The organism is Amycolatopsis sp. NPDC051373, assembly GCF_040689465.1.
Classification (GTDB): domain Bacteria; phylum Actinomycetota; class Actinomycetes; order Mycobacteriales; family Pseudonocardiaceae; genus Amycolatopsis.
On record NZ_JBFBAE010000013.1, the window covers coordinates 65,655 to 77,992 of the forward strand.

Below are 12,338 nucleotides of genomic sequence, written 5' to 3' on the forward strand. Positions count from 1 at the left end.
GCGGGGCCGGATTCGTTTCGTCAGGGGGCGCGTCCGTTACGACATTCGGGCCACGGCCGCTGCTCGGGCGGGAAAACCGTGCGCACAGCCGGGGAAACAGCGACTGACACGTGGGTGTCCGGCGTGTGGAGTTCACGAAAGAGTTGTGTCTGTCAGCTCATCACCACGGTAGGTTGTCCCTCCTGGCGGGGGAGACGCCGGAAACCAACCGGGGAGGTGCGCGCGAGCATGGCCGAAAACGCGGGCGCGCACGTGCAGCTGCTCGGCCCCGTCACGCTCCTCGACGGTGCACGTGCAGTTTCCATCGGCGGTCCCGGTGTGAAAGGCTTGCTCGCGCTGCTGGCGTTGAAGGTCGGCAAGGTCGTGCCGCTCGAGGAGATCATCGACGCGCTGTGGGGCCACGACCCGCCCGCCACCGCGCGGACGATCGTGCACGGCAACGTCTCGCACCTGCGCCGCGTGCTGCGCGACCTGGGCGGTGACTCCGTCGCGGAGATCCTCACGAGCCCGCCCGGCTACCAGCTCGCGGTGGATCCGGCGCGCATCGACGTGCACCACGCCCGCGCTCTGCTGGATCGCGCCGTGCTGGAGCCGCCGGAGCACGCGTCGCCGCTGCTGGGCTCGGCTTTGGCTCTGTGGCGAGGGCCTGCGCTGTCCGGCGTGCCCGATTCGGTGCGGGCGCCCGAACTGGAGGACCTGCGCCTCGCGATCCACGGCGCGCGCGTGGACGCCGACCTGGAGCTGGGCCGCCACAACGAGCTGATCGTGGAGCTCAGCCCGCTCGTGCGCGCCGACCCGCTGGCCGAGCGCACGGCCGGGCAGCTCATGCGCGCGCTCTACTACGCCGGCCGCCGGGGCGACGCGCTGGAGCTCTACCGCACCGTCTCGCGCGCCACGCTGCGCACGCTCGGCGTCGAACCGGGTGGCGACCTGCGGTGGCTGCACGAGCGTGTGCTCAACGACAACCTGGACGTCGCCGTCCCCCAACCGTCCGCGCTCGTGAAAGCGCCTTCACAACTGCCGGCCGCGGTGCCTTCGCTCGCCGGCCGCGACGCCGAGCTGGCGTGGCTGGACGGCCTCGCCGAGACCGGCGGGAGCACCGTCGCGGTGGTGTCCGGGACGGCCGGCGTCGGCAAGAGCGCGCTGGTCGTGTGGTGGGCCCACCGTGCGGCCGCGCGCTTCCCCGACGGCGTGTTGTTCGCTTCCCTGCACGGTTTCGACCCGCGGCACGCGCCCCTGGAGCCTGCGGAGCTGCTCACGCAGTTTCTGCTCGGCCTGGGCGTCGCGACGGGTGACGTGCCGGAGCAGCTGCACGAACGCGTCGCGCTGTACCGGTCGCTCATCGCGGGCCGCCGCATGCTGGTGCTGCTGGATGACGCGCGTTCCGCCGAGCAGGTGCGGCCGTTGCTGCCGCCGGGTTCGCGGTCGATGACCGTGGTGACGAGCCGGTCGAAGCTCGAAGGCCTGGCCGTGTCGAACGCGGCGCGGCTGCGTGTTCTGGGCACTTTGGCGCCCGACGACGCGGTGCGCCTGATCGAAGAGCTGGCCGGGCCCGCGGACTTCGACCTGAACCACGTCCTGGCGCGCTTGTGCGGCTACCTGCCGCTGGCCCTGCGCATCGCGGGCGCGCGGCTGTCCGCCAGTCCACGGTGGACCGTTCAGGACCTCGTCGACGAGCTGGGCAACGAACGCACTCGCCTCGCCGCTCTGGAGGTCGACGGCGCCGACGACGGCGTGCGTGCTGCGTTCGACGTCTCCTTCCGCGGCCTCCCTTCGGACCTGGCGCGCCTCCTGCTGCAGCTCGGTGTCCTGCCGGTCCGCCGCGTCGGCCCTCACCTGGCGGCCGCGGTGGCGTCCATGCCCGTCGACCGCGCGCGCCGCGCCCTGCGCACCCTGGCAGCGCACAACCTGCTGACCGAGACCGCCCGCGACGTCTTCGCACCCCACGACTTGGTGCGGCTCTACCTGAGGGAGCTCGCGGAGTCCGAACTGGACAGTGGTTCGACGGAAGCGGTCCTGGTCCGCGCCGTGCACTTCTACCAGGCCGCCTCCGACACGGCCCGCCGCCGCATGCTGCGCATCGTCGACCCGCTCGACCTGACGAGACTGCTGCCTGCCGACGCCCTCCCGGCGCTGCACACGTTCGACGAGGCCCAGGACTGGTTCGAGGCCGAGTGGCCCAACCTCCTGGTGGTGCTGGACGCCGCGTATTCCGCCGCGTTGTACGGCGACGTCTGGCGCCTGGCACGGGTCTCGCACACCTACCGAGTGGTCTGGCCCCTTTTGGACGAGTGGACCCGCCTCGTCGACCTGGGCCTGGCCGCCGCTGAGGCTTCCGGCGAGATCCTCGGCCAGTGCTGGATGCTCATCTCCCGCTGCGCCATCGCCCTGACCTTCGAGCTGCCCCAGGCCCGCCCCGGCGACGCCGAACGCGCCCTGGACCTCGCCGTGCAGCTCGGTGACAAACGCTCCGTCACGGTCGCCAACATCCACCTCGGCAGCGTGCTGTCCCTGCTGTCCCGCCACGACGAAGCCATCTCCCGCCTGCTGGACGCCGTCGCCGAAACCGAGCGCACCGGCGACCTCGAGCTGCGCGGGCAGGCCCTGAACAACTGCGCCGAGACGGAGAAGCGCGCCGGCCGCTTCGAGGACGCGGTGGCGCACGAGCTGGCCTCGCTGGCGATCGACCGGGAGCTGGGGAACGACAGCTTCGCGGTGGTTTCGCTGAACAACCTGGCCGACCTGTCGCAGCGCTTGGGGGACTCGGCCACTGCGTCGCGTTATGCGTGGGAGGGGATCGATCTCGCGCACGCCCGGGGGTTCGACCTGCACGAGGCGATCCTTCGGGTGACTCTGGCACGGATCTTGCGCGCTTCGCCGGCGACGGCTGGGTCGGCTCGCGAGCAGTACGCCTTGGCGGCGGTGCTGTATGAGCGGGTGAATCCGGCTCAAGTCGCGGAGGTGCAGGCGGAGGCTGCTGAGCTGGGGTGGGCGGTTTGACTGGTTCGACCGATTCGCTGATCGCTCGGCTGGCTTGAGGGTGCCGGTTTTGGGTCGGTTCGAGATCGGTTGAAGATCGGCCCACGAGGCCCGCGCAAGAGGTTTCTTGCACAGCGTTCACCCGCATTTGTGCAGGTCGGGGATACCCTGGCTGGGCATACTTAGTGGTTTCTTAGCGTCCGGGGGTGTGGGCCGCGTAGGGTCGTAGGCGGTGTTGGCGGAGCCCTAGGGGAGGGGCAGGCTGTGAAGCCGGCGCCGCGGATCCGCAGTCGCGTGCGGCGGGTCCGGAAGAGCCGCCAGGAGCGGCTCGGTGGCGGTTGGCCGGCCGACTTGGGGGTAGGCCGGCCGGCCGCCAGGCCCCGAGGAGCACCTGGGGGCGTCATTCGAGCGGCGCGGGGTCCAGCGATCGAACTGGACGTCCCAGTGGGCTGTGCGAAGCCCGAGCCCGCCCCGAGCTCACCCCACGTTCGCCGTGCACAGTGCGATTGTCGAACCACTGCTGTCGGCCACCGTCTTGCCGTCCACGAGGATCGTGCAGGAGATCTGGTTCACGACGCTCGCGTTGGCGGTGTCGGCGGTCAGGCTGAGGATCGGGGTGCCGCCGCTGAAGGAGCCGTGGCCGTGCCACTGATCGGTGCTCGCGGGGGCCGACTCGGTGCGCTGGTCGTTGAGCGTGCCGTAGCGGACGGTGGCGCCGCCGGCGGAGGTGACGACGAAGTCGACGTTGTGTTCGTCGCCCGGGGTCGGCGGGATGTGGAGGTCGCCGGCGCTGCTGGTGCCGAAGACCGACGGGAACAGCACCATCGTGGCGGACAGCAGGGCCGCGATCACCGTGACGATCACCGCCGTCACCGCGATGCCCCGGCCGCCCGCTTTGCCGCGCGTGGCCTGGACCGTGCCGACGATCGCCAGCACCAGCCCGACGCCCGCGAGCGGCCACGCGACGAAGCCGTAGTCCGCCGCGATCGCCGCCGCGATCGCCGCCGCGATCGCCGCCGCGATCGCGGCCAGGCCGAGAACCAGGCCGACGATGCCGAGCACGTTCGGCTTCGGCTTGGGCGGCGTGCGGTTCGGCGGCGTGGGCAGGACGCCACCGGGCGCGGCCGCGAGCCGGGGATCGGGCGGGATCACCCGCCAGGAGCCGGAGTCCGAGGAGCCGCCGCGGTGGGCGGAGGCGGCGGGTTCGGCTCGCCACGCGCCGGAATCCGAAGGTCCACGGGCACCCGCATGACGGCCGGCACCTTCGCCGGAAGATCCGGATCCGCCACCGCGTGAAGCGGCAGTGCGCGAATCCGCAGATCCCCTGCCCTGCCGTGAAGAATCCGCAGAATCATGACCCCCGGAGGCATCACGCGAACCGCCCCGCGCCCGGTCTTCGGAACCGGTGCCAGGCGGCGCGGAAGCACGTCCGGAAGAGCGGCCGTGGCGCGCGGGGGCGGGCGGGTGCCGCGGGTCGGGGGAGGTCATGCGTGGGGGCCTTCCGGGTCGAAGTGCGACGACGTTAACCCACGCCGACCAGTGGAAGGCGAAATCGTTACATAGCAGAAAACGTCATCTATTCACCTCGATGAACGCGCAGCGGTCATTTACTATCCCGTGCCCCAGCAGGTGACCTGGTCGGCCTACGGAAACCACAATTGAGCATGCGCCGCGTATACAGATTATCGGCGTGATTGATGAACAAACCGCGCGAAATCAGTGGTCGAACAAGCTCACTTCGGGCGTGATCTCGAGCAGTTCGTGCACCGGGCGGCCGCGGCGGCCGTCGATGGTCGTCGTCCGGACCACGCGCAGGCGGGCGGTCACCGGGCGGTCGAGGTTCTCCTTGATCTGGTCGAGCAGATCCTCGGCGACGGCACCCTGGATCGTGCCGCCGGACTCGCGCTCCAGATAAAAGATCCGCCGCCGCGTGCGGACGCCGTCGAGGCGGCCGGAGACGGTCTCGTAGCCCACGGCCTCGCGCGACTCGCGCAGGCTTTCCCTCAGGATCCGCGCCTGCTCGGTCGTCACGCTGCGCGTCACGTGCTCGCCCGTGGTGGGGGTGAGCGCCATGCCGATGCCGGCGTGCTTGCTCACCGCGTTGACGATGTCGCTCACCGCGTTGCGCACGGTGTCGCGCTGCAGCAGCACCGCGTCGAGCGCGCCGTCGTCGGAACCGTTGGCGGGCAGGAAATCGCAGAGCTCCTTGACCGCGCGCTCGGATAGCGTCTCGATGCCGTCGTGGATCAGCGCGTCGTCGAGCGCCGGCTCGGGGAAGCCGAAGAAGATCGCGTTGCCCGCCTGGCCCTTCTGGATCAGCGGCGCCTTGTCGCGGTCGGCCTGCTGGACGAAGGTGACCTCGTTGGACGGGTTGCGGATGATGTGCCCGATCTTCGCCGTCGCGTCCTGCAGCGCGCGGCTGATGTCGGAGAACGTGTACGCATCGATGTGCGTCTCGCCGATCACCGACACGTGCAGCAGCGGCGAGCGCGACGTGCGCTCGAACTTCGCGTTGGCCGCCATCGCCGACGCGCGCGCGAGGTCGTCGAGCCAGGTGCCGCCGGGGATCTCGTCGGCGATGCGCCGGAACTCGTTCCTCACCAGACCATCTCCGGGAACCCCTTGCCGCCTTCGGCCCACACGGTCTCCCACACGTCCTCGTCGCCGGGACGGCACAGGAACCCGTCGAGCATCCCGCCCACCGGCTGCACCTGCTCGAGGTACATCGCGGGCTGCCCGACGATGACTCCGCGCAGCGTGAGCAGGCCGTACAGCGCCGTTCGCCCTTCGTCGTCGAGCCGCTTGAGCGCGCCCCACTCGTCGGGCAGAAGCACCACGTCGAGGCCGCGCGGCGGGTGGCCCGTGCGCGTCACGAACGCGCCGCCGATCCACGCACGGCCTGAAGAGATCACCTGACGGGCGACGCCGAGGTAGCTGTTGAGCGCGCTGAACAGGATCTCGCGATCGTTCTGGTGCGGGGCGTCGAACACGAGCCGCTCGTAGACGTCGGCGAGATCGGCCTGGTGACGGCCCGGCGGCAGCAGGTTCTGCGGCGTCCAGTGCGGGAGCGCCATCGGACCTCCTGACCTCGCGAACCTCGACGAGAGGCCCACGGCTCCCGCTCACACCATTGCTCACAGTGCGTAGCCGAACTTACCAGGTGGGTGTCAGCCACCTCGCCCAGGTCGGCGCGGCGCGGACTCGCGGGGCTCGTCGTTGTGCGGCCACTCGTGCGTGGGCTCCTCGGCGGCCGGCCAGTTCAGGTCACCCGAGAGGTGCGCTTCAGGGTCCGGCAGTCGCCCGATGCGGTGGCCGGAGGGCTCGTCCGGGGCGTACGGCTCGTCCGGGTCCACCGCGGGGTAGTCGTTGTAGACCCGTTCGGGTTGCTCGTCGTAGTCGTAGCTCGGCACCGGGATGTACTGCGTCCGCTCGGTGTCGCTCGGCTCCGGGACGGCAGGCAACGAACCCGACGTCGAGCCCGCGCCCGCAGCCGCAGCGGCAGGCTCACGAGAACGCTTCGGCCGCCCCGCCCGCATGATCAGCCACATCACCAGCGCCCCCAGCAGGAACGCGACAAGCAGCCACAGCCAGATCTGCCCGAAGAGCCAGAGCATCCCCATCACCTCTCTTCGACTGTGATCTCGACGCGCCGGTCCCCACCTTCGCCCGGCGCGGCCGTTCCACTTCCCCGTACTAGCACCCGGTTGGCCGGCACTCCGCCGGCCGTCAGCAGTCGCATCACCGCTCGCGCCCGGCTTTGCGAAAGCCGGACCGCCGCCGCGCGCCCGCCCGGACCCGCGGCGACGTGCCCGGTGATCCGATAGCGCAGGTCGTCGGGCGCGCCCTTCAGCAGCTTCGCGACGGCGCGCGCCGCCTGCGTTCCCGCCGGCGTGAGTTGTGCGGTGTTCGGCTTGAACTCGATCGGCGCGTCCGCCAGCTGCGCGTCCAGTTCCTTCTGCACCCCGGCGCGATCGGTCGGCGGCGCGGACGAAGTCGTGGTCGGCGGCGCACTGCTAGTACTGGGCGGCGGGCTCGTCGTCGACGGCGGCGTGGGTGTCACGGACGGCGGCTTCGGCGTAGCCCCACCGGAAACCTCCGCGAACTCGACCCCTTCGACGCCCTGCACGATCCCCAGCGCACGCCCGGCCTGGTCGGCCGCGAAACCCGACAACGTCGCCTGCCGGCCCGAGAACGACACGTCGCCGCCCCGGATCCCGGCCGCGGCGAGCGCGGAGCGTGATCGTCCGGCGAGGTCGCCTTCGATCCCGTCAGCCCGCACCCACGTGACCACCCCGGCGAGCACAGCCGTGACCAGCAGCGCGACGGGGATCAGGCGGAGCCAACCGCGAGCACCGGACATAAAGGGACCATAGGCCGGTCACGGCCCGTTGGCGACCTGGTCAGGCGCGCCATTCGGGTGGCGCTGACCCGAACCGGGACCGGGTCAGGACGCGGTGGCGTTGCCCTGGAAGTCGCGCACGTCGAGCTCCAGCGCGGCGGCCTCGGCCTGCACCAGCGGCGAGAGCTGCGGACGCTTCGGTGACAGCCCGTCACCCATCGACTCGCCCTTGAGCTGGCGGCGGATCCACGGCAGCAGGTGCGCCTTGGTCCAGTTGAGGTCCGAGCGCCGCGAGGTGATCCACGTGGCCGGCTCCGTGGTCGGCGGGTACGGCTCGCGCCAGTCCTCGATCACGGGCAGGCCGAGCACCTCGGCGGTCAGCAGTGCGATGCGGCGGTGCGCGTCGGGCGTGAAGTGCAGGCGGTCGTCGCTCCAGGCACGGCGGTCGTGCAGCGGCCCCATGGTCCAGAGGTCGACCATCTTCGCGCCGTGGCGGGCCGCGATCGCCCACAGATACGTGTTGTAGATGCCGATCTTGCCGCGCAGCACGCTCATCACCGAGAGCGCCTTGGTGTCGGGGCCGTTGAAGATCACGACCGGGATGCCGGCCTCGCGCAGCTTCACCACGCCGGCCTCGAACCGGGCCGCGATGGCGTCGACGTCCGCGCCCGGCACGATCACGTCGTTGCCGCCCGCGCACAGCGTGACCAGGTCGGGCTTGATCTCGAGGGCGATCGGCAGCTGCTCGTCCATGATCTCGTCGAGCATCTTGCCGCGCAGCGACAAGTTGGCGTACTGGAAGTCCGGCCGCCCCGCGGCGAGCATCTCGGCGAGCCGATCGGCCCAGCCCCGGAACGAGCCGTCGGGCAGCTCGTCGTTGAGGCCTTCGGTGAAGCTGTCACCGATGGCCACGTAGCTGTCGATTCCGTACACGCTGGGATCCCCTTCCCCGGACTGACCGCGCCTCGCCCGCGTTAAGTTGTACACCACAACTAACAATCGGACGTCCCCGTATCCTTCCCGGCTGCCACCCCTGATTCAGCCGGAAGACACAGTCTCTTATCTTGTCGTCTCCTCGCGCGCCCGTATTACGCGAACTTCACCTCGATCCGGGGTGATGAACCGCTCAGTTGAGCACTTATCGGACACGCTGTGTGGCGAAGGTCTCCCGCTTCGGGCCTGCCACCCCGGTATCCGGCAGGCTGGGGATGTGACGGACGAGACGACGCCTGCGCGCGAGTCGCTCGCGCAGATCCTCGGTGGCCGCCGCGGGGCGATCGACGCCAGCATCCCGCCGGTGGCCTTCGTGGTCGGCTGGCTGGCCACCGGGCAGTCGATCTCGTGGGGCGCGATCGTCGCCATCGGGGTTGCGGTGGTGCTCGGCGCCTACCGGCTGATCCGAGGGGAAAAGGCGCGTGCCGTCGTCGTGAGCCTCGCGGCCGTGGTGATCGCCGCGCTCATCGCGTTGCACACCGGCCGCGCGGAGGACTTCTTCCTGCTGCAGCTGCTCTCCAACGCCGCGAGCGCCCTGCTCTTCGCCGCCAGCATCGTGGTGCGCTGGCCGCTGCTGGGCGTGATCGTGGGGCTCCTGATCGGACAGAAGACGCGCTGGCGCCGTGACCCCGCGCTCCTGCGCGCGTACTCGTGGGCGAGCTGGGTGTGGGTGCTGCAGTACTTGATCCGCGTGGTGGTCTACGGACTGCTGTGGTGGGCCGGGCAGGTGGTGGCTCTCGGCATCGCGCGCACCGCGCTCTCGTGGCCACTGGTCGCGGCGACCGTGGCGGTGAGCGGCTGGGTGCTGTACAAGGCGCTGCCGGCCGGGCACCCGGGTCTGCGGCTCACGCCGGAACCGAGTTCGGAAGACGGACCCAGGACATAAGGCGGCCCCCGGCGAGGGGGGAGGGTCCGGGGGCCGCTGTCTACGGTACCCGGACCGGAGGGGTTGAGTCGACGGTTTGGACACTTCGAACCAGGTTTTGGTCGTATTCACCTTGCCGAAGGCCGCGCCGCCGCCTCTCCCCAGGCGTCGACGGCGGCCAGCCACGCGGCGCCGAGCACTCCGTCGGAGCTGGTCAGCACGTCGAGGCCGGACAGCCCGGCCTTCACGAGCGGTCCCACCGGTCCCGTTCCCGTGAGGACGCTGCCCACGAGCACCACGGGAGTTTTCTCGCCCGGGTCGCGCGTGGCGAGGGCCGTGGCGACCAGAAGATCGGCTGCCCTGGCCACGATTTCCGTTGCGGAGGCTTCTCCGGCGGCCGCCGCGGCGCTCACGAGGGGTGCGAACCGGGCGAGCCGGACGGGCGCTTCGGCGTTGACCTTCGTGATGAGCGCACGCGCGGTGGTCAACCGATTCGCTTCCGTGACAAGCGAATTGGGGAAACTGGGATTGTCTGAAGTGGCCACGTCGTCCCGGGAGTCCACAGGAGACGGTCCGAACGCCTCGGCGAGCACGGCGCCCGGCAGCCCGGTGAGCTCCGCCCCGCGCCCGAGCGCCTCCAAAGTGGATCGCACCGCCTCTCGCCCGAGCCAGAACGCCGAGCCTTCGTCGCCGAGCAGCCAGCCGTAGCCGCCCGCGGTGGCGGTCATCCGCCGTTCGCGGATGCGGCCGGCGATCGAGCCGGTGCCCGCCACGAGCACGGTGCCGTCGGGGGCCGACGTCGCCGACGCGTACGCGACTTCGGCGTCGGCCACCGTCCGAACCGCACCGTCCAAACCGATCCGTGCCCACGCCCCGGCGAACACCGCCGCGACGGCGGGGTCGGACAGCTTGCTCACCCCGGCCAGCCCGACCACGGCGGCGCGCACGTCCGTGCGCCCGCCCAGTGCCCGCTCGATCGCCGAGGCGATGCGCGCGGCCGCCTCTGCCGGCGGGTGCGAGTTGGGGTTGGCGCCGGCGGCCGTCGCCGAGCCGAGCACGGCGCCGGTGGCGTCGACCGCGATCGCTCGCGTCGACGTGCCACCGGCGTCCACGCCCACGACGAGACTCACCGGGTCTTGGTCACCTTCAGCAGCCCACGCGGGCTGTCCGGGTCACCGCCGCGCGCGAGCGAAAGCCCGAGCGCGATCCGCTGGATCGGCAGGATCTCCAGGATCGGCGCGAGCTCCTCGGCCGTCTGCGCCACGGGGATCCGCAGCGCCGCGGGCACGTCGGCCGACGCGGATCCGACCGCCAGCACGTCGGCGCCGCGCTTGCCGACGGCGTCGAGCACCTCGCCCATCGCCTCGCCGCCGTGGCCCGCGCTCGTCACCGCGAGCACGGCGGTCTCGCCGTCGACGGCCGCGACCGGGCCGTGGAGCAGGTCCGCGCCGCTGTACGCGCGGGCGGCGAGGTAGCTCGTCTCCGCCAGCTTCAGCGAACCCTCGAGCGCCGTCGCGTACGAGTAACCGCGGCCGGTCGTGAGCACGCGGTCGACGAAGCGGTAGCGGTCCACCGCGCGCTGCACGCCTTCGGCCGCTCCGTCGAGCGTCTGCTGGGCGAGGTCGCCGAGCTTCTGCGCGTCGGCCGCCTTGCCACCGCGCACGGCGTCGATGAACAGGTACAGCGCGAGCAGCGTCGCGGAGTACGTCTTGGTCGCGGCGACCGCCTTCTCCAGACCGGCGCCGATGTCCACGCCCAGCTCGGCCGCCGCGCGCAGCGGCGAGTCCGGCGTGTTCGTGACCGACACCGTGAGCGCCCCCTGACGCCGGGCGGCTTCGGTGACCTCGATGAGGTCGGGTGAGCCGCCGCTCTGGCTTACGGTGACGAAGAGCACGTCCTTCAGGTCTGGCCGTGCGCCGTACAGCGTCGCGGTGGACGGTGACACGAGACCCGCGGGAAGACCCAGGAGTACCTCGATCAGGTACTTGGCGTACAACGCGGCGTGGTCACTCGAACCCCGCGCGGCGAGCAAGGCGAAACGGGGCGGCTTTTGTGAAATCTTTTCAGCTACTTCGGCTATTTCCCCCTGCCGCTCGACGAGCCCGGCCAGTACGGCAGGCTGCTCCGAGATTTCCGCGGCCATGTGCTCGCCGGGATGTTGTTGGGTCATCACTTTCCTCTCCGCCGGGACCGGAGCCCCGGGTGTGCTGAGCGGCGTGCGGTCAGGTCTAGACCAATGCTAGCCGGGCGGAGCGTTTGTGGTGAAGGGTACGTTTCTTGACGGGGAAGTGGCGCGATAGTGAGGGAAAGCTGAGGGAGCCGGTCATGTTGGAGACATCCCCCGCGAGTGAGGCGGGGACGGCGGGTGTGCGCGGACAGCGCGAACCCAAGTACTGGGCGCTGAAACAGCACCTGCTCGATCTGCTCGACGCGATGCCGCCGGGTTCGCCGATCCCGACGGAACGGGCGCTGGCGGGCGAGTTCACCGTGTCGCGCACCACCGTGCGGCAGGCACTGGCGGACCTGACGGCCGAGGGCCGCTTGCACCGCGTTCAAGGCAAGGGCACGTTCGCGGCCGAGCCGAAGCTCGCGCAGCGGCTGCAGCTGTCCTCGTACACGGAGGACATGCGCAAGCAAGGCCTGAAGCCGTCGTCGAAACTGCTCGAACTCGAGGAATTGCCCGTGGAGGGCGAACTCGCGAAACTGCTCGCGATCCGCCAGGGTGCGAAAATTCTTCGCCTTCGTCGTCTGCGGCTGGCCGATTCCCAGCCCATGGCGCTGGAGACAACGCACCTGCCGCTCGGGCGCTTCCGCGGGCTGCGCAAGCACATTTCGGCCGGAGGGTCGCTCTACGCAGTGCTTCGTGAGCACTACGGCGTCGAGCTCGAGCGCGCCGAGGAGACGATCGAGACGTCGCTCGCCGGCCCGCAGGAAGCCGAGATGCTCGGCGCGGACGTCGGCATGCCCGTGATGATGCTGACGCGGCACTCGTTCGCCACCGACGGCAAGCCGGTGGAGTTCGCGCGCTCGGTGTACCGCGGCGACCGCTACAAGTTCGTCACGACGCTGCTGCCGTGAGCCGGGCCGGCGGGCCCGCGAGCAGTCGCCGGGCCGGGCGCGGGTGGTTGCGCCCGGACCGGCGTCGCGACACCGTGTGCGCAT

General features: G+C 70.9%; 11 protein-coding genes. 3 read left to right on the plus strand and 8 right to left on the minus strand.

The window, feature by feature from the left end; genetic code table 11:
• Window positions 1–228: 228 nt before the first annotated feature.
• Entirely contained in the window at window positions 229–3,000 is a 2,772-nt protein-coding gene (locus AB0383_RS24780) for a BTAD domain-containing putative transcriptional regulator (protein WP_366188659.1), read from the plus strand.
• 456 nt (window positions 3,001–3,456) lie between these two features.
• Here the strand turns inward: AB0383_RS24780 and AB0383_RS24785 are convergent, their stop codons facing one another.
• From AB0383_RS24785 to AB0383_RS24810, 6 genes are all read right to left on the minus strand, one after another.
• Entirely contained in the window at window positions 3,457–4,131 is a 675-nt protein-coding gene (locus AB0383_RS24785) for a hypothetical protein (protein ID WP_366188660.1), read from the minus strand.
• Between the two features lie 564 nt (window positions 4,132–4,695).
• On the minus strand, window positions 4,696–5,580 hold the full coding sequence (locus AB0383_RS24790; protein WP_364186863.1) for a hypothetical protein: 885 nt from the start codon (window positions 5,578–5,580) through the stop codon (window positions 4,696–4,698).
• Window positions 5,577–6,053, minus strand: coding sequence for a hypothetical protein (locus AB0383_RS24795; protein ID WP_364186861.1), 477 nt, complete (start codon window positions 6,051–6,053; stop codon window positions 5,577–5,579). The genes AB0383_RS24790 and AB0383_RS24795 overlap by 4 nt, the downstream gene beginning before the upstream one ends.
• A 93-nt stretch (window positions 6,054–6,146) precedes the next feature.
• Window positions 6,147–6,593, minus strand: coding sequence for a LapA family protein (locus tag AB0383_RS24800; protein ID WP_364186858.1), 447 nt, complete (start codon window positions 6,591–6,593; stop codon window positions 6,147–6,149).
• A gap of 5 nt (window positions 6,594–6,598) precedes the next feature.
• Window positions 6,599–7,339, minus strand: a complete 741-nt coding sequence (locus tag AB0383_RS24805; RefSeq protein WP_366188661.1) for an OmpA family protein — start codon at window positions 7,337–7,339, stop codon at window positions 6,599–6,601.
• Between the two features lie 84 nt (window positions 7,340–7,423).
• Window positions 7,424–8,251 (minus strand): SGNH/GDSL hydrolase family protein, encoded by an 828-nt coding sequence (locus tag AB0383_RS24810; protein ID WP_364186853.1) that lies wholly within the window; start codon window positions 8,249–8,251, stop codon window positions 7,424–7,426.
• A gap of 277 nt (window positions 8,252–8,528) precedes the next feature.
• Here AB0383_RS24810 and AB0383_RS24815 point away from each other — a divergent pair, with 277 nt between their 5' ends.
• Window positions 8,529–9,197 (plus strand): DUF3159 domain-containing protein, encoded by a 669-nt coding sequence (locus AB0383_RS24815; protein ID WP_364186850.1) that lies wholly within the window; start codon window positions 8,529–8,531, stop codon window positions 9,195–9,197.
• 107 nt (window positions 9,198–9,304) lie between these two features.
• Here AB0383_RS24815 and AB0383_RS24820 read toward each other — a convergent pair whose 3' ends face one another.
• A complete protein-coding gene (locus AB0383_RS24820; RefSeq protein ID WP_364186847.1) occupies window positions 9,305–10,306 on the minus strand; it encodes a BadF/BadG/BcrA/BcrD ATPase family protein in 1,002 nt (333 codons plus the stop codon).
• The gene (locus AB0383_RS24825; RefSeq protein ID WP_364186844.1) at window positions 10,303–11,346 is read right to left on the minus strand and encodes an SIS domain-containing protein; all 1,044 of its coding nucleotides are present in this window, start codon (window positions 11,344–11,346) and stop codon (window positions 10,303–10,305) included. Before AB0383_RS24825 ends, AB0383_RS24820 begins: the two co-directional genes overlap by 4 nt.
• Before the next feature lie 155 nt (window positions 11,347–11,501).
• Between AB0383_RS24825 and AB0383_RS24830 the strand changes: the two genes are divergently transcribed.
• Complete coding sequence (locus AB0383_RS24830) at window positions 11,502–12,254, plus strand: GntR family transcriptional regulator (RefSeq protein ID WP_354867163.1); 753 nt, start codon at window positions 11,502–11,504, stop codon at window positions 12,252–12,254.
• Window positions 12,255–12,338: the final 84 nt, after the last annotated feature.

Excerpts from the sequence above, each read along its gene's own strand:
- AB0383_RS24805 (WP_366188661.1), bottom strand. The coding sequence starts at position 7,339 with ATGTCCGGTGCTCGCGGTTGGCTCCGCCTGATCCCCGTCGCGCTGCTG.
- AB0383_RS24825 (WP_364186844.1), bottom strand. The coding sequence starts at position 11,346 with ATGACCCAACAACATCCCGGCGAGCACATGGCCGCGGAAATCTCGGAG.
- AB0383_RS24780 (WP_366188659.1), top strand. The coding sequence starts at position 229 with ATGGCCGAAAACGCGGGCGCGCACGTGCAGCTGCTCGGCCCCGTCACG.
- AB0383_RS24795 (WP_364186861.1), bottom strand. The coding sequence starts at position 6,053 with ATGGCGCTCCCGCACTGGACGCCGCAGAACCTGCTGCCGCCGGGCCGT.
- AB0383_RS24830 (WP_354867163.1), top strand. The coding sequence starts at position 11,502 with ATGTTGGAGACATCCCCCGCGAGTGAGGCGGGGACGGCGGGTGTGCGC.
- AB0383_RS24800 (WP_364186858.1), bottom strand. The coding sequence starts at position 6,593 with ATGCTCTGGCTCTTCGGGCAGATCTGGCTGTGGCTGCTTGTCGCGTTC.